Below are 16,216 nucleotides of genomic sequence, written 5' to 3'. Positions count from 1 at the left end.
CGCAAGCTGTCGTCGGTGTTCGTCATGCCCGAGCGCCGCGTCGTCATCCACAAGGATCTCGACCTGCAGGTCATGCGGGGCGAAGTGTTGTCGATCGTCGGCGGCTCGGGCTCGGGCAAGACGGTGCTGCTGCGCCAGATCCTCGGGCTCGAAACCCCGGCCGCGGGCGAAGTACGCGTCATGGGCCAGCCGGTGCAGGCTCTCTCGCGTCGCGGCGCATCCAGCCGCATCGGCATGCTGTTCCAGCACGGGGCGTTGTTTTCAGCCTTCAGCGTGCTGGAGAACATCGCCTTCCCGTTGCGGGAACTGAAGACCTTGCCACCGGCGCTGATCCAGGAAATGGCCATGGTGAAGCTGCAGATGGTCGGCCTGAAGCCCTCCGACGCGACCAAGGCGCCGTCCGAACTCTCCGGGGGCATGATCAAGCGGGCGGCGCTCGCCCGGGCCCTGGTGATGGACCCGCCGCTCCTGCTGCTGGACGAACCGACGGCCGGCCTCGACCCCGACAGCTCGGATGGTTTCGTCAACCTGCTGCGGTCGCTGCACCGGGACCTGGCACTCACGGTCATCATGGTCACGCACGACCTCGACACGCTGTTCGAACTCTCCACCCGCATCGCCGTCATCGCGGACCAGCGCGTCGTCGTCGCCGGCAAGCCGCGCGACGTGATCGGCTTCCAGCACCCCTTCGTGGAAGACTACTTCCTGGGCGAGCGTGGTCAGCGCGCCATGGAACTGCTGCGCGAATACCCGTTCGCCATCTAGAAAGGCCAGAATCCGATCATGGAAAACAAAGCCCATGCCCTGGCCGCCGGCCTGTTCGTCGTGGTGGTCACGGCCCTGCTGCTGGGCCTGGCGGCCTGGCTGACGCGCGACACCGGCATCCGGGACAGCTACGAGATCTCCACCCGGGAAACCGTCACCGGCCTGCAGGAGCAGGCGCCGGTGCGCTTTCGCGGTGTTGACGTCGGCAAGGTGTCGGCCATCGGCTTCGACCCGGGCGTCATCGGCAACGTGCTGATCCGCCTGGAGGTCGACCGGGAAGCGCCAATCACCAAGGAAACCTACGCCATGCTCAGCTTCCAGGGCGTCACCGGCCTGGCCTTCGTCCAGCTGGCCGACGATGGGAAGACCACGGTCCGACTACAGCCCGACCCGGCGAAGCCGCCCCGCATCCCTCTCAAGCCCGGGCTGCTGGCACGGCTGGAGGCGCGCGGCGAAATCATCCTGGAACAGGTGGAGCAAGTGACCCAGCGCGTGAACAGGATGCTCGGGGACGACAACCAGAAGAAGTTCACGGTCGCGCTCGACAACTTCGGTGTGGCCGCGGACAGCGCCGGCCAACTGGCGAAGCGGCTCGACGCCACGGTATCGCAGAAGCTCGATCCGGCGCTGGCAGAGGCGACGGTCACGCTGCGCAGCATCCAGAAGAACGTGGACGAGGTCGGCAAGACGGCCGCCGATTTCGGCCGCACGGCGCGGCGGCTGAACGAGCCGGACGGGCCGATCGACCGGTTGGCGGAAGGTACGCAGGCCCTGTCGCACGCGGCCGACGGCTTCAACAACGCCACCTTGCCGCGGCTCAACCGCGTGACGGAGGATGCATCGCGCGCGGTGCGCGGGCTGGGACGCACCGTGAACAACATCAATGACAACCCGCAGGCGCTGATCTTCGGTTCGGGCGCGGCCCGCCCCGGGCCCGGCGAGCCGGGCTTCCAGGCACCCGGGGGCCCGCGATGAGGATGCCGCTCGTCCTGGCCATCGCTCTCCTCCTGGCCGGCTGCGGCCTGACGCCCGACAAGCCGGTCCGCCCGACGCTGTACGACTTCGGGCCGCAGCCCGTGGCAGCCGCCGGCGCGGCGCCAGCGGGGGCCCCGCTGGTGCTGGACGACATCGACCCGAGCGGCTCGCTGGATACGTCAGCCCTGCTGTACCGGCTCGCCTACGCCGACCCGCACCAGCTGCGGCCTTATGCGTTGGCGCGCTGGAGCGCCCCGCCCGCGCAGCTCATCCGGCAGCGCCTGCGTGAACAGATCGGGCGCGACCGCGCGGTGATCGACGCGGGGGCGGCGGCGGCGCTGGCGCGCCGGTCGGGGCAATCGCCCCACGTGCTGCGCGTGGAACTGGAGGAGTTCAGCCACCAGTTCGACAGCCAGGCGCAGAGCAAGGGCGTCGTTCGCCTGCGTTGCACGCTGCTGGAGAACACCGCGGGCGGCGAGCGGCTGATCGCCCAGCGCAGCTTCGCATCGGAGCAGCCGGCGCCCACACCGGACGCTCCGGGCGGCGTGCGCGCACTGGCTGCCGCGACCGACGCGGCGGCGCGGGACATCGCCGCCTGGCTCAAGCAGCAACGCTGAAGTGGAAGCCCACCCCCGAAGCGCCTTCGGCGCCTCCCCCTCAAGGGGGCGCCACCAGCGGCCCGGCAAAGCCGGTTCCGCGGTGGCCCGCGCGGGGGTCCGCTGACATGCCCGGACATGCGCTCGAACAGGCCATGCGCGACGCGGGGCTGGAAGTCCTGGGGCCTTGCCAGCGCCTCTCCGCCATGCCGGAGCTGCTGCACCGCAGCCAGCTCCTGCAGGACTTCACGGCGGCGGAAGCCGACATCCTGGGCACGCTCATGCTGCACGTGCGCGCCACGCCGGGGCAGCTCCTGATCCAGGAAGGGGCTTCCAGCGACTGGATGATGCTGCTGTTGCGCGGCACGGTGGACGTCGGCAAGCGCAAGGTGGACGGTGAAGCCGACACCGACGGACCGGGTGGCAACACGCGGCTCGCCGTGCTGCCGGCCGGCTCCGTGCTGGGCGAGATGTCGATGTTCGACGGCGAGCCGCGCTACGCGAGCTGCTGGGCGCTGAGCGAAGTGGAAGCCGCCGTGCTGGACCGCGCAGCCGTCGCGCGGCTGATCGTTGCCAAACCGGAAGTCGGCGCCAAGCTTCTGGTGAAGCTCACGCAGTTGCTGGCGCAGCGGCTGCGCAACACCAGCAGCCAGCTGGTGCGGGTGCTGCGCAGCAAGGCGGTCTGAAAACTCAGGCCGCGGCAGCGGCGAGTGCCAGGCGGTGCTCGCGAACGGCTTCCACCGTCGTGCAAAGCAGGCCATGCCGCTCGGCGAAAGCCACGACCTGCGCGCCACGCGCCATGCTGCCGTCGGGGTTCATCAGTTCGCACAGCACACCCGCCGGGGCACAGCCGGCGAGCTCGGCCAGATCCACCGCGGCCTCCGTGTGGCCGTCACGTTCCAGCGTGCCGCCGGGCCGCGCGATCAGCGGGAACACGTGGCCGGGGCTCACGATCTCGCTGCGCTCCAGGGTCGAGCGCAATGCGCACTGGATCGTCTGCACGCGGTCGGCGGCCGAGACGCCGGTGCTGACCCCGTGCGCGGCTTCGATCGATTGCGTGAACGCCGTCGCATAGCGCGAGCGGTTCACTTCCACCATCGGCCGCAGGCGGAGGGCGCTGGCCTGTTCGGGGCGGATGCAGAGGCAGACGATGCCGCTCCCCTCGCGGATCAGCATGGCCATGGTGGCCGGCGTGATGCGGTCGGCAGCGACGATCAGGTCGGCCTCGTTTTCGCGGCCGGCGTCGTCGAGAACGAGCACGAGTTGGCCGGCCGCGATGGCGGCCAGCACCTCGGGCATGGGGGCGAGCGGCACCGTGGCCGCGGAAGGGACGGGAGAAATGGCAGAGATCATGAAACGCTCCTGTTGGTTGAACAAAAACGCTTCAAGGCGGCAAGAACGCTCGCGCCTCGCCCGCAAGGGTGAAGCACGCGCACACCGGCGCGCGCAGGCATCCGCACGCACCAGATCTTCTTTCATCCGGACTGTGACCGTCGGCCCCAGAATTCGACTGGGTCTGCTGACCCCGTGGATCTTTCGAAAGGTTCTCTCTCGAAAGAAGCCGCGGGCGCTCGCGGGCTTGCGGCGAGAACATCGCCGCCTACCGCCGGTGGGGAATTGCACCCCGCCCTGAAGACCATTCGATAATAGACAAAGCGCGATGGCCTTGCAGGCTGCGCAGTCACCGTGGCGTCAGGCCGAACCTCCAGCAGCAAGAACAACCTCCTCCTCCGGCATGCCCACGTGGCGCGCTGGCGGGCGGGCCGCTGGCCCGCGACGTTGCGTGCGTTGCTCTGGTCCGCCGCGGCTGGCCTGCTGTTCGTGGTGCTCAATACCCTGATGCGCAAGCTGAGCCTGCAGCTCGATCCGTTCGAGACGCAGTTCCTGCGCTACCTGACGGGACTGCTGGTGATGCTGCCGCTGGTGTTCTCGGCCGGGCTGGCGGCGTACCGGCCGCGCAACGTCGGCGGGCAGTTCACGCGCGGTGCGGTGCACACGCTCGGCCTGTGTCTGTGGTTCATCGCGATCCCGCACATCACACTGGCGGACACCACGGCGATCGGCTTCACCACACCCATCTTCATCATGTTTGGCGCCGTGCTGCTGTTTCGGGAGCCGATGCGGTGGGAGCGCTGGGCGGCGGCCGGCATCGGTTTCGCCGGCGTGCTGATCGTGGTCGCGCCGCAGCTCACGGGCCAAGGCGGCGTGTACACGCTGGTGATGCTCGCATCGGCGCCCGTGTTCGCGGCGTCCTTCCTCATCACCAAGGCGCTCACGCGCTACGAAAGGGCCGAGGTCATCGTCGTCTGGCAGTCCATCACGGTCACCCTCTTCAGCCTGCCGCTCGCCTTGCTGAACTGGCGCATGCCGACGCTGGGCGAATGGGGGATCGCGCTCGTCTGCGGCCTGCTCGGAAGCGTCGCGCACTACTGCCTGACGCGTTCGTATGCCACGGCGGACATCTCGGCCAGCCAGTCGGTGAAGTTCCTGGACCTGGTCTGGGCCACGCTGCTGGGGTGGCTCGCGTTCGGCGACCAGCCGAACCGCTACACCTTGGTCGGTGGGGTGATCATTGCCGCGTCCACGGTGTGGATTGCGCGGCGCGAGGCGCGCCGGCCCGGCTGATCTGCTTCAGGCGCGGTTCGTGATGCCCGCAGCCACGTGGCCAGCCGGCACGTGCAGCGCCGCGTGGTCGACGTGCCGGGTCTGGTCGTCGAAAAAGAAATCGGGCTCGAACTCGCGCAGGAATTCGCCCTTGGCGAGTCCACCCAGGAACATGGCTTCGTCGACCTGGATCTTCCAGTCCATCAAGGTCCGGATGGCACGTTCGTGCGCAGGCGCGCTGCGGGCTGTCACCAGCGCCGTGCGGATGCGCATGCGGGCATCGCCCGCCTGCTGCAGCCGGTGCAAGGCCAGCAGCAGCGGCTTGAAGGGGCCGCCAGGCAGTGGCTGCGCCGCCTTGCTGCGCTCGTGGTCCTGGAAAGCCTGCAGGCCCTGCGCCTGGAACACTTGCTCGGCCTCGTCCGAGAACAGCACCGCATCGCCGTCGAAAGCGATGCGCACTTCATGCGGATGGTTGCTGCCCGCCAGCACCGATTCAGTCAGGACCCGGGCCGCGGGGAAGCCGGCGGCCAGCGCTTCACGCACGTCCTCGGCGTTGGCCGACAGGAACAGGTGGGCACGCAACGGGCGCAGGTAGCCGAACGGCGGGCGCCCCTGGGTGAACACGCCACGCTCCAGGCGGATCCCGGCGGCCTTGGCGGAGCGGAACACGCGCATGCCGGACACCGGGTCGTTGCGCGACAGGATGACCACCTCGACCCGCTGTGCCGCGTCATTGAACGCCAGCAGCTTGCGGATGAGCGAAAACGCGATGCCGTGGGCGGCGGGATGGTCGAGCCGCTCGAGCTGCAGCTGCATGTAGCCGGCGGCGTCGCCGCTTTCGAAGATGCGGTTCTCTTCCTCGAAGTTGAACAGGGCCCGCGACGAGATCGCCACGACCAGCTTGTCGTCGAGGGTGGGAATCACGTCACCGGACCCACTGGTTGAGCTGGATGATCGGCAGCAAAACCGCCAGCACGATCAGCATCACGACCATGCCCATGCCGACGATGAGCAGCGGTTCGAGCAGCGTCGCGAGCTGCAGCGAGCGGCGCTGCACCTCGGCAGAGAGCTGCGCCGCCGCCCGCTGGAGCATGTGAGGCAACTGGCCCGTCTGTTCGCCGAGCCGGGCGAACATGCTCAGCAGGCTGGGGAAGCGCTTCTTCTGCGCCAGCGCGGAGGCGAGCGGGGCACCTTCGCGGACCAGCACCAATGCGTCGAGCGCGTCGGCGCGCATGGCCCGGTTGCCCAAGGTTTCGGCGGCCGCCTGCAAGGCTTTCAGGATCGGAACGCCGGCGCCGGAGAGCATCGCCAGCGTGCCGGCGAACCGTGCTGCGTTGTACCCACGCGACAGCCGGCCCAGCAGCGGCAACGTGAGCCAGGCGGCGTCGAAACTCTCGCGAAATGCCTCGCCGCGCAGCGCCACACGGAAGGCGGCAAATCCTGCGCCGAGGACCACCAGCCCCGCGAGACCCCACGAGCGGACCAGGTCGCTCAGGGCCAGCATCGCCACCGTCAGGAACGGCAGCGCCCGCTTGCTGCCGGTGAACACGTTGGCCACTTGCGGCACCACGTAGGTCATCAGCAGCAGGACGATCGCGATGGCTGCGACCGTGACGATGGCCGGGTACAGCGTTGCGGCCAGGAGCTTGGCGTTGAGGGCCTGCCGTTCCTCGAGATCGTCCGCCAGGCGCTCGAGAACCCGCCCCAGGTGGCCGCCCTGTTCGCCCGCGCCCACCACGGCGACGTAGATGTCGGTGAACTCGCGCGGGAACCGGCTCAAGGCCTTGCCAAAGGAAGAGCCGGCATTGACCTCGGCGCGCAATGCGGCAACCAGGTCGCGCTGCCGCTCGTTGTCCGCCTCGTCGGCGAGAGCGGTCAACGCGCGCTCGAGGGTCAGGCCTGAACCGACCAGCCCGGCCAGCTGCCGTGTCCAGATCGCCAGCGCCGTGCCGCCGAGGACGGGGCGCGTCCAGAAGGCGGTGGCCGCCTGCTCGGCCGGTCCGCCCTCGGCCACGCTGCGGACCTGGAGGGGGACGAGTTCGCGGGCACGCAGCACACCACGTGCCGCCTTCGCCGAGTCCGCCTCGACGACGCCGCGCGTGGTCTTCCCCTCGCCGTCGAGGGCTTCAAATGCGTACGCGGGCATGGGGCGTGGAGGGTGAGGGCTGGCGGATGGCGCCCGGTTTTAACACGCCTCGTTGGGGTGCCCTCCGTTCATGGTCGCGGCGGTTCGAATCCCACAGCTTTGTAACAACCCGGAACAACGGGACGTCGGAACGTTCCTACACGTGGGCAAGGCGGTGCGTGCGAACGGCCTGTGGTGATTCTTGAGCAAAAACAACACAATGCCGGCAACATTTGAAGCTCTTGTTTACGTTCGGCCTTGATTTGCCCGGGGGCGGCATCAACAATCCGAGGTATCTCCGCTGTGCAGGATGGATGTACAGCTTGGTTACACTTTGTTCCTGCTGGCACGGCTGAGCTGTGACAGATCCGTCCCATCTTTGCTTGGAGCCGCATGAGTGACATCGACGCGCCGGCCCGTGTTGGCACGGCTCCCGGCCGGGACCATTTCCGAAAGGAACTGCGCGAAGACACGCTTCAGGTGGACCCGCTGCTGGACTGCCTCGTCGAGATCACGCGCTTGCTGGGCCGGCCGACGAGCCGAGCCGCCCTGTCGGCCGGCCTTCCCCTGACGAAGGCGGGCATGACCCCCAGCCTCTACGGGCGGGCGGCGGCACGCGCCGGGCTCGCCACGCGGGTGCTGCGGCGGCCGCTCGAGCGGATCGACCGCGTGCTGATGCCTCTGGTGCTGCTGCTTCGCGGCGACAGCGCCTGCGTGCTGCTCGGCTGGTCCGAAGACGGTGAGACCGCGCAGGTGCTGCTGCCCGAAGCCGGCCAAGGCACCGTCCAGATGGCCCGTACGGAGCTGGCCGAGCGCTACTCCGGCGTCCTGATCAGCGCCCGTCCGAAGTTCCGCTTCGACCAGCGGGCTCCGGCGGCCAGCAATTTCCGCAGCCAGCACTGGTTCTGGGGGGCCATGTTGGAGCAGATGCCGCTGTACCGCGACATCCTGGCGGCCGCGCTGCTGATCAACGTGTTCGCCCTGGCGTTGCCCTTGTTCACGATGAACGTGTACGACCGGGTGGTGCCGAACTTCGCGGTCGAGACCCTGTGGATGCTGTCGGTCGGTCTGGCGCTGGTCATCGGCGTCGACTACCTGCTGCGCATGCTGCGTGGCTATTTCGTCGACCTTGCCGGCAGCCGTGTCGACGTCAAGCTGTCCGCCGTCATCATGGAGCGGGTGCTGGGCATGCGCCTGGAGGACAGGCCGGTTTCCGTGGGCAGCTACGCGGCGACGCTGCGCTCGTTCGAACAGGTGCGCGATTTCATCGCCTCGGCGACCGTCACGGCGGTGGTGGATGTGCCGTTTGCCCTGCTTTTCCTGGGCGTGATCGCGTGGATCTGCTGGCCGCTGGCGTTCGCCCCGATCGCCGGGCTGCTCCTCATCCTGCTCTACAGCTACGTCGTGCAAGGCCGGATGCACCAGCTTTCCGAAACCACGTTCCGGGCCTCGGCCATGCGCAACGCGACCCTGGTGGAGTCGCTGACGGCGATGGAAACCATCAAGGCCCACGGTGCCGAGCGCGTGATGCAGACCCGGCTCGAGGAGACTTCGGTGTTCCTCGCCCGGGTCAGCGCGCAGCTGCGCCTGCTGTCGTCGTCCGTGGTGAACGGCGTGGCCAGCCTGCAGCAGCTGGTGAGCCTGGCGACCGTGATCATCGGTGTCTATCTCATCCATGCCGGCGAACTGACCATGGGCGGCCTGATCGCCACCAGCATGCTGGCCGGACGGGCCTTGCAACCGCTGGGGCAGATGGTCGGGCTGCTGATGCAGTACCAGAACACGCGCACCGCGCTGGAGTCGCTGGACAAGACCATGGCTGCCCGCAGTGAGCGCCCGGCCGACACCACCTTCCTGCATCGGCCGGAGCTGCGCGGCGACATCACATTCGAGAACGTGCATTTCACTTATCCTGGCCGGGAAGTCGAGTCCCTCCGCGGCATTTCGCTGCGCATCAAGGCCGGCGAGAAAGTGGTGGTGATCGGCCGCGTCGGCTCGGGCAAGACCACGCTGCAGCGTCTGTTGCTCGGCCTTTATGCGCCCACGCAGGGCAGCGTGCGGATCGACGGGATCGACTTGCGGCAACTCGACCCGGCGGACGTGCGCCGCAACATCGGCTACGTGGCCCAGGACCCGATGCTGTTCTACGGCACGTTGCGCGACAACATCGCCATTGCCGCGCCGTATGCCGACGGAAGCGCGATCCTGGCGGCGGCCCACGTGGGCGGTTTGCAGTTCGTCGATGCCCATCCGCAGGGGTTCGAAATGCTCATCGGGGAGCGCGGCGAATCGCTGTCGGGCGGTCAGCGCCAGGGCGTCGCGATCGCGCGCGCCGCTTTGCTCGACCCGCCGATCCTGGTCATGGACGAGCCGTCGGGCGCGATGGATTACAGCTCGGAAGCCCAGCTGAAGGACCGGCTGCGTGAATACGCGCGCGACCGAACGCTCCTGGTGGTGACGCATCGGGGCTCCTTGCTCGACCTCGCCGATCGCCTGGTCGTGATGGACGATGGGCGCATCGTGGCCGACGGGCCCCGCGACCAGGTGCTGGCCGACTTGAAGGCCGGCAAGGTCGGGAAGGCTTCGGCATGAAGTTCTGGCGTGACGCATTTGGCGGGCAGTCCGCCGCACAGTCCGCGGACGCAAGCTTCGCGACCGACGCCGACCGCGTCCTGCTCGAGCAGGAGCCGACGCGGGCGCGCGTGCTGCTCGCTGTTTTCTGGGGGACGCTCATCCTGGCCGTGGTGTGGGCAGCCGTCACCCAGGTCGACGAGATCACCAAAGGGGAAGGCCGCGTCATCCCGTCGCGGCAACTGCAGGTGTTGCAGAGCCTCGATGGCGGTGTCGTTTCGGAAATCCTGGTGAAAGAAGGTCAGGTGGTCGAGGCCGGGCAGGTGCTGGTGAACATCGACCCGACGCGCTTCGACTCTTCGCTCGCTGAAAACCGCGCACAGTACCTGGCGCTGCTCACACGGGGTGCCCGGCTGCGCGCCCTGGCTGAAGATTCTGCGTTCGTCCCGCCGCCCGAGGCCGCGCGGGAAACGCCCAAGACCGTGGAGGCGGAATTGCTCGCCTACCAGGCGGCTCGTTCCACACTCTCTGCACAGGTCTCGGTGGCAGAGCAGCAGATGGCGCAGCGCCGCCAGGAACTGACCGAAGCCCAGGCGCGGCGCGACCAGGCCGCCAAAGGCTATCAACTGACGTCGCAGGAGCTCGGTTACACCAAGCCGCTGGTCGCCAGCGGGGCGGTGTCGGAAGTCGACGTCTTGCGGCTGGAGCGGGACGCCAGCCGCTATCTCGGTGAGCGCGACGTCGCGACCGCCCAGATCGCCAAAGCCCAGTCCGCGATCGCGGAGGCCGGCCGCAAGGTCCAGGAGATCACGCTGAACCATCGGAGCGAAGCCCGCAAGGAGCTCTCCGAGACCATCGGCCGCCTCAACATGAGTTCGGCGGGTGGCGTCGGCCTGGCTGACAAGGTCGACAAGTCCACCCTCAAGTCTCCCGTGAAGGGGACCGTGAAACGGCTCTTCGTCAACACGGTCGGTGGTGTCGTGCAGCCTGGCAAGGATGTCGTGGAGGTGGTGCCGCTCGAGGAATCGCTCCTGCTGGACGCGAAGGTGCTGGCCAAGGACATCGCATTCCTGCGGCCCGGCGACCGTGCCGTGGCCAAGTTCACCGCCTACGACTTCACCATTTATGGCGGACTCGAGGGCAAGGTCGAACTGATCGGCGCCGATTCGGTCACCGACGAGCGCGGTAATACGTATTACATGGTCCGTGTCCGCACGGACAAGTCACAACTCGGCCGGAACATGCCGATCATCCCCGGCATGGTCGCCGAGGTGAACATCTTGACGGGCCAAAAGAGCATACTTTCGTATTTGCTCAAGCCCGTGCTGCGCGCGCGCAGCCTGGCACTGACCGAGCGATGAGGCGGGTCGCCAAGTCTGCTCCGCAGGTCATCCGAATGCGGGATTGCTGCGTACCCTTGATGGCCGCAGGTCCGAAATCCGATGCAATCGTCTCCTATGTCACGGCTGGACGATTGCTGAGGCGTAACAGTGCTTTTTCATTGAGTTACACAAAGATACAATGAGGAAGACGGTCTAACTCTGCGTTGGGATAGTCATGGATCCGCGGGTCATCGGTAAAGTCGTCCTGATCGAAGGCGTTGTGTTCGCGCGCTCGCTCAGCGGGGCGCAGCGTCAGCTCAAGTTCGGCGACAGTGTTTTCGAAGGCGACGTCATCACCACGATGGCGGAATCGCATGTCGAGTTGGCGTTCGAGCAGGGCGCGCGCTTCCTGCTGCGCGCCAAGGAAACCGTCACGCTCGATTCGACGGTGTTCGACAACGTGTTCGGCCAGTCCGAGGGGGACGCGAGCGGCCTGCTGTCCCGCGTGGGCGAGCAGACCACGGCGGCGAGCCTGGATTCGCTCGGGGGCCTCAATCGATTCGCCAACAATTCCGATGGCGCCAACGGGCGTGCATCCGGGGACCCGCGGAACGAGTCGAGCACGGGCGGCAGCCTGTTGGACCGGATCCGTTTCGATGACGGCAACAGTTTCGTCCAGCTCCTGCGCATCAACGAGAACCTCCCGCCGCCCGACTACAACTACGGGTTCGGTGGCGGCCTGCCCGGCCTGCGTCCCATCGTCGGCGTCGAGTTCGAGGACGTGCCTGACAGCCCGGGGCTCTCTCCGGGCCTGATCGACCCGTTGCCGGGCGTGCCGACGCCGGCACCCTCGGCGGCGCCCACGCCTGCACCAACGCAGGCCCCCACCCCGGCGCCGACCCCTGCGCCGACTCCCGCGCCCACGCCGGGCCCAAGTCCCGCGCCCAGCCCGCAGCCCACGCCCGCGCCCACGCCGGCTCCCTCGCCAGGACCGACGCCGGCTCCGACACCTGAGCCCACGCCCGGGCCGACGCCAGCGCCGACGCCGGCACCCGGGCCCGTCCCGCCTCCGGGCCCTCCCCTCACGCCGGAACACACGGTGCCTCCGCCGCAGACGCGCGACGAGGACCTCGCGCTGACGTTCAGCAGCGGCAATGGCAACGCCATCACGATTTCAGACGCCGGGACTGTGGTCACGACCACGCTGACCGTCACCAATGGCGTGCTGACCGCGGTCGCGGCTCCGGGCGCCGTCATCACCAACAACGGAACGGCCACGGTCACCATCCAGGGCACGTCCGCCCAGGTGAACGCGGCGCTCAATGGGCTGCGCTTCAACCCGACGGCAGATTACAACGGTGCGGCGACGCTCACGCTGAGCTCGATCGACACCAACGGCCTGGGTGACTCGGACACCATTGCCATCACCGTCACCCCCGTTGTCGACATCGTTTCCGATGCGGTCACGACGGCGCTGAACACGCCGGTGACGATCAACGTCCTCGCGAACGACAGCTTTGAAGGCACGCCGGTCATCAGCGCGGTGAATGGCAGTGCAATCACCGAGGGCGGGCCGGCCGTGGCTGTCTCCGGCGGCACGGTCAATCTCACGGGCGGCCGGCTCGTCTACACCCCGACGACCGGCTTCACCGGGACGCCGTCGTTCACCTACACGGTGACGTCCGCGGGCACGACCGAGACGACCACGGTCAACGTGACCGTCGCCGCTGGCGCCATGCCGCCCGTGAACACGGTGCCCGGCGCGCAGAACACCGCGGAAGACGGCGTCCTGGCCTTCGCCGGTGCCAGCCGCATCAGCGTCACCGACCCCGACGGCAACCTCGTGGGCGTGCGGCTGACCGTCACCAACGGCGTGCTCAACGTGAGTCTCGCCGGCGGGGCCACCATCAGCTCCGGAGCGGACGGGACCTCCACGCTGACGCTTGCGGGTTCGGAATCGCAGATCAATGCCGCCCTCGGCACGCTGACCTTCAGCCCAACCGCCGACTACAACGGCCCGGCCCTCCTGACGGTGGTGAGCACCGACGGCGTCCTCACGGACACCGACACGATTTCGATCACGGTCACGCCGGTGGCCGACGTGGTCACGGACACCCTGACGACCAACGAGGACACGCCCATCACGGCAAACGTGCTGACCGGCACGAACGGCGCGAGCGCGGACAGCTTCGAAGGCGCCCCTCAGATCACCGGGGTGACCCAACCTGCGAACGGCAGCGTGGTCTTCACCGGCCCCGGCTCCATCACCTACACACCCAACGCGAACTTCAACGGCACCAACACCTTCACGTACACGGTCACTTCCCCCGCGGGCGTGACCGAAACGGAGACGGTCACGGTGACCGTCACACCGGTGAACGATCCGACGACGTTCACCGTGCCGGGCGGCCAGACCATCGCCGAGGACGGCGGCATCGCCTTCACCGGCGCGCGCCAGATCAGCCTGGCCGACGTCGATGGCGACGTCACCAGTGCGCAGCTCACGGTGACGAGCGGAACCCTCAATGTCGCCTTGGCGGGCGGCGCGACCGTCAGCGCCGGCGCCGTCGGCACCGCCACGCTCACCATCAGCGGCACGCAGGCGGACATCAATTCCACGCTGGCCAGCCTCACCTACACGCCCATCGGCGACTACAACGGCGCGGACGCGCTCGTGATCGTGGCGACCGACAGCGTCGGCACCACGACGAGCGGCGTGAACATCACGGTCACGCCCGTGGTGGACATCGCCCCCGACAGTGCCACCACCGCACAGGACACGGCGATCCCGTTGAGCGTCCTGGTGAACGACACGTTCGAGGGCACGACCCCGCTGATCACGCAAGTCAATGGAGTGGCCATCACCGATGGCGGCGCGGCGGTCCCCATCACGATCGCGGCCGTCACTTACGGCGCGATGACACTGTCCGCCGGCGTTCTGACGTTCACGCCGGCCACGGGCTTCTCCGGCACCGTCCCGGACTTCAACTACACCGTCACATCGGGCGGCGTGACCGAATCGGCCGCCATCACGATCACCGTCACCCCCGCGCCCACGCCGAACTCGCCTGTCAATACGGTTCCGCCTGCACAAAGTACCAGCGAAGACACGGACCTGGCCTTCACGGGCGCAAACGCCATCACCGTCACGGATCCGGATGGCAACCTCACCGGGGTGACGCTGAGCGTCACCCGCGGCCTGTTGAGCGCCACCGCGTCCGGCGCGGCCACGGTCAGCGCCACCAGCTCCACCATCACCATCACGGGCACCGAGGCCGACATCAACGCGTCGCTCGCCAGCCTGGTCTACAGGCCGAACGCGGACTACAACGGCCCGGACACGCTGACGGTCACCAGCACGGACGGCACGCTGACCGACATCGACACCGTGGCGATCACGGTGACGCCGGTGATCGACATCACCAGCGACTCGATCACGACCGACGAAGACACGGCCATCACGGCCGACGTCATTGCCGGCACGAACGGGGCGACGCCGGACACGTTTGAAGCGCTGGCGCCGGTGGTCACTGGCGTGACGCAAGGCGCGAAGGGCACCGTCACGTTCGCCGCGGGCGGGAGCATCACCTACACGCCGAACGCGAATGCGGTCGGCGGCGACAGCTTCACCTACACCGTGACCTCGGGCGGCGTGACCGAAACGGCCAACGTCTTCGTCGCGATCACCGCGGTCGAAGATCCGCCTGTGAACACGGTCCCGGGTGCGCAGAGCACGGTGGAAGATGGTGTCGCCCTCGCGTTCACCGGCGCGCGCCAGATCAGCGTGGCCGATGTCGATGGCAACGTGAACAGCGTGCAGTTGTCGGTCCTCCAGGGGGCCTTGACGGTCAGCCTGGCCGGCGGCGCGACCGTCACGGCGGGCGCCAACAGCAGCGCCGCGTTGACGCTGGGCGGCACCCAGGCGCAGATCAATGCAGCACTGGCGACGCTCAGCTATTCGCCAGCGGCCGATTACAACGGTGCCGATACTCTCACGGTCGTCGCCACGGACGGCACGCTCGTCGATACGGACACCGTGGCCATCAGCGTGACCGCTGTCCCGGACATCGTCAACGATACGGCAACGACGGCGCAGGACACGGCTGTCAGCATCAACGTCATCGGCAACGACACCTTCGAAGGCACGCCGCTGATCACGGCGGTGAATGCGACCGCCATCACGGCGGGTGGTGCCGCGGTCCCCGTCACGAATGGCGCGGTCAGCCTGACGCTCGCGGGGGAACTGGTCTTCACGCCCGCCACCGGGTTCTCGGGTGCGGTTCCGGCGTTCACCTACACCGTGACGTCCGGCGGCGTCACCGAGACGGCGTCGGTGAACGTCACGGTGACGGCCGCGCCGCCGCCTGATGCCCCGGTGAATGCGGTGCCGATCGCGCAGGGCACGGCGGAGGACGTGGCGCTGGTGTTCAGTACCGCGAACGGCAATGCCATCACTGTCGCGGATCCGGACAGCGCGAGCCTGACCACGACGGTGAGCGTGACCAATGGCCTCTTGACGGCAATCGGCTTCGCGGGAGCCGCGATCACGAACAACAGCACCGCCAGCGTCACGATCCAGGGGACGGCCGCTGCGATCAATGGGGCCTTGAACGGGTTGAGTTTCGCGCCCACGGCCGACTACAACGGCTCGGCCGTGCTGACGGTTTCCACCACGGATGGCGCGCTGACGGATGTGGACACCGTGAATATCGCCGTGACGGCGGTGGTGGACATCGTGGCCGACACGGCCACCACACCCCAGAACACGCCCGTCACGATCAACGTGGCTGCGAATGACGGGTTCGAGGGCACGCCCGTGATCACGGCGGTCGGCGGGTCGGCGGTGACCGACGGGGGCGCAGCCGTTGCCGTGACCGACGGTACGGTGAGGCTGCTGGGTGGGCAACTGATCTTTACGCCGACGACCGGTTTCAGCGGATCGACCAATTTCCTCTACACCGTGACTTCGGGTGGGGTCATCGAGACGGCCAACGTCAATGTGACGGTGACGGCGGCGTCGGTACCGACGCTGGACCTGGACGGTCCCGGCGGGACCAACGATTACGCGACCACCTTCACGGAGAACGGTGCGGCCGTTGCCTTGGCGGATGTCGATCCGGTCATCACGGATCCCGATAGCGCCAACCTGGTGAGTGCGACCCTGACCCTGACCAATGCGCAGGCGGGCGACGTGCTGGCCGCGGGCGCCTTGCCCGCGGGCATCACGGCGGTGGTGGCCGGCAACGTGGTGACCCTCT

The 16,216-nt window shown here is 68.1% G+C and carries 11 protein-coding genes and 1 riboswitch; of the genes, 8 read left to right on the top strand and 3 right to left on the bottom strand.

Features of this window, described 5'->3' with window-relative positions:
* Positions 1-24: 24 nt before the first annotated feature.
* The 4 genes from FN976_RS23210 (at position 25) to FN976_RS23195 (ending at position 3,022) form a co-directional block, all read left to right on the top strand.
* Complete coding sequence (locus tag FN976_RS23210) at positions 25-765, top strand: ABC transporter ATP-binding protein (RefSeq protein WP_145895627.1); 741 nt, start codon at positions 25-27, stop codon at positions 763-765.
* Between the two features lie 18 nt (positions 766-783).
* A complete protein-coding gene (locus FN976_RS23205) occupies positions 784-1,740 on the top strand; it encodes an MlaD family protein (protein ID WP_145895463.1) in 957 nt (318 codons plus the stop codon).
* Positions 1,737-2,357 (top strand): ABC-type transport auxiliary lipoprotein family protein, encoded by a 621-nt coding sequence (locus FN976_RS23200; protein WP_145895462.1) that lies wholly within the window; start codon positions 1,737-1,739, stop codon positions 2,355-2,357. The genes FN976_RS23205 and FN976_RS23200 overlap by 4 nt, the downstream gene beginning before the upstream one ends.
* Positions 2,358-2,464: 107 nt before the next feature.
* On the top strand, positions 2,465-3,022 hold the full coding sequence (locus tag FN976_RS23195) for a Crp/Fnr family transcriptional regulator (protein ID WP_145895461.1): 558 nt from the start codon (positions 2,465-2,467) through the stop codon (positions 3,020-3,022).
* 4 nt (positions 3,023-3,026) lie between these two features.
* Here FN976_RS23195 and ribB read toward each other — a convergent pair whose 3' ends face one another.
* Complete coding sequence (ribB, locus tag FN976_RS23190) at positions 3,027-3,689, bottom strand: 3,4-dihydroxy-2-butanone-4-phosphate synthase (protein ID WP_145895460.1); 663 nt, start codon at positions 3,687-3,689, stop codon at positions 3,027-3,029.
* Between the two features lie 110 nt (positions 3,690-3,799).
* Positions 3,800-3,977, bottom strand: a riboswitch (FMN riboswitch).
* A 45-nt stretch (positions 3,978-4,022) separates the two neighbouring features.
* Here ribB and FN976_RS23185 point away from each other — a divergent pair.
* Positions 4,023-4,961, top strand: coding sequence for a DMT family transporter (locus tag FN976_RS23185; RefSeq protein ID WP_145895459.1), 939 nt, complete (start codon positions 4,023-4,025; stop codon positions 4,959-4,961).
* 6 nt (positions 4,962-4,967) lie between these two features.
* Here the strand turns inward: FN976_RS23185 and FN976_RS23180 are convergent, their stop codons facing one another.
* Positions 4,968-5,864 (bottom strand): 5'-nucleotidase, encoded by an 897-nt coding sequence (locus FN976_RS23180; RefSeq protein ID WP_145895458.1) that lies wholly within the window; start codon positions 5,862-5,864, stop codon positions 4,968-4,970.
* 1 nt (position 5,865) lies between these two features.
* On the bottom strand, positions 5,866-7,086 hold the full coding sequence (gene gspF, locus FN976_RS23175; protein WP_145895457.1) for a type II secretion system inner membrane protein GspF: 1,221 nt from the start codon (positions 7,084-7,086) through the stop codon (positions 5,866-5,868).
* A gap of 372 nt (positions 7,087-7,458) precedes the next feature.
* On the opposite strand from gspF, the gene FN976_RS23170 reads away from it, so the two are divergent.
* From FN976_RS23170 to FN976_RS23160, 3 genes are all read left to right on the top strand, one after another.
* Positions 7,459-9,657, top strand: coding sequence for a type I secretion system permease/ATPase (locus FN976_RS23170; protein WP_145895456.1), 2,199 nt, complete (start codon positions 7,459-7,461; stop codon positions 9,655-9,657).
* Positions 9,654-10,997 (top strand): HlyD family type I secretion periplasmic adaptor subunit, encoded by a 1,344-nt coding sequence (locus FN976_RS23165; RefSeq protein WP_145895455.1) that lies wholly within the window; start codon positions 9,654-9,656, stop codon positions 10,995-10,997. The genes FN976_RS23170 and FN976_RS23165 overlap by 4 nt, the downstream gene beginning before the upstream one ends.
* Positions 10,998-11,193: 196 nt before the next feature.
* The coding region (locus FN976_RS23160; RefSeq protein ID WP_145895454.1) for a tandem-95 repeat protein at positions 11,194-16,216 on the top strand (5,023 nt) is incomplete at its 3' end.

The sequence above is a fragment of the Caenimonas sedimenti genome, from assembly GCF_007833165.1.
GTDB lineage: Bacteria > Pseudomonadota > Gammaproteobacteria > Burkholderiales > Burkholderiaceae_C > Ramlibacter > Ramlibacter sedimenti.
This window is presented reverse-complemented; position numbering and strand designations above follow the sequence as displayed.

Excerpts from the sequence above, each read along its gene's own strand:
- FN976_RS23210 (WP_145895627.1), top strand. The coding sequence starts at position 25 with ATGCCCGAGCGCCGCGTCGTCATCCACAAGGATCTCGACCTGCAGGTC.
- FN976_RS23205 (WP_145895463.1), top strand. The coding sequence starts at position 784 with ATGGAAAACAAAGCCCATGCCCTGGCCGCCGGCCTGTTCGTCGTGGTG.
- FN976_RS23200 (WP_145895462.1), top strand. The coding sequence starts at position 1,737 with ATGAGGATGCCGCTCGTCCTGGCCATCGCTCTCCTCCTGGCCGGCTGC.
- FN976_RS23195 (WP_145895461.1), top strand. The coding sequence starts at position 2,465 with ATGCCCGGACATGCGCTCGAACAGGCCATGCGCGACGCGGGGCTGGAA.
- ribB (WP_145895460.1), bottom strand. The coding sequence starts at position 3,689 with ATGATCTCTGCCATTTCTCCCGTCCCTTCCGCGGCCACGGTGCCGCTC.
- gspF (WP_145895457.1), bottom strand. The coding sequence starts at position 7,086 with ATGCCCGCGTACGCATTTGAAGCCCTCGACGGCGAGGGGAAGACCACG.
- FN976_RS23170 (WP_145895456.1), top strand. The coding sequence starts at position 7,459 with ATGAGTGACATCGACGCGCCGGCCCGTGTTGGCACGGCTCCCGGCCGG.
- FN976_RS23165 (WP_145895455.1), top strand. The coding sequence starts at position 9,654 with ATGAAGTTCTGGCGTGACGCATTTGGCGGGCAGTCCGCCGCACAGTCC.